This window comes from Methylobacterium sp. CCH5-D2 (assembly GCF_001556475.1).
Taxonomy (GTDB): domain Bacteria; phylum Pseudomonadota; class Alphaproteobacteria; order Rhizobiales; family Beijerinckiaceae; genus Methylobacterium; species Methylobacterium hispanicum.
On the sequence record NZ_LSIX01000501.1, the window covers coordinates 1 to 482 of the forward strand.

1 protein-coding gene is annotated in these 482 nt (G+C 77.0%); it reads right to left on the minus strand.

Features of this window, described 5'->3' with window-relative positions; genetic code table 11:
• On the minus strand, positions 1-269 hold a 269-nt coding region (locus AX737_RS33185), incomplete at its 3' end, for a hypothetical protein (RefSeq protein ID WP_197430562.1).
• Positions 270-482: the final 213 nt, after the last annotated feature.

Sequence of the window (482 nt, forward strand, 5' to 3'; positions counted from 1 at the left end):
CGGGGCGGAGGCGGGCTCTCCGGCGGCCGCGTGGCGACGACCGCGACGTAGCGCGGCCGGATCGGCGTCGCGGCGGCGGAGGCCGGGAGCGCGAGGTGGGGGGCCTGGGCCGGAAGGCAGCAGGCATGCGCGCGGCAATGCGCCCTGTCGGCCGGTGCGGACCCGTCCGGGTGCTCGGCGCAGAGCACGGAGAGGCCGTCGAGTCCGGCGGGCGTCGGCGCGAGGGCACCCAGGAAGGCCTGGAGCAGCAGCGCGTAGAGCGCGGCCACGGCGATGACCGCGCGGCGTGTCGCCGAACCGGTCGAGCGCCTGCACATGCGCGCCTATAGGCACGACGCGAAAACGGCCGTCAACCGTGGCCGTGCGCGATCCCCGATGTCAGCGCTCGGCCGAGGGCCGGCCGCGCTGGGCCGCCTCGCGCAGGACGCGGGCGAGTTCCTCGGCGGAGTAGGGCTTGCGCACGAGCTCGAAGCCGTGGGCGT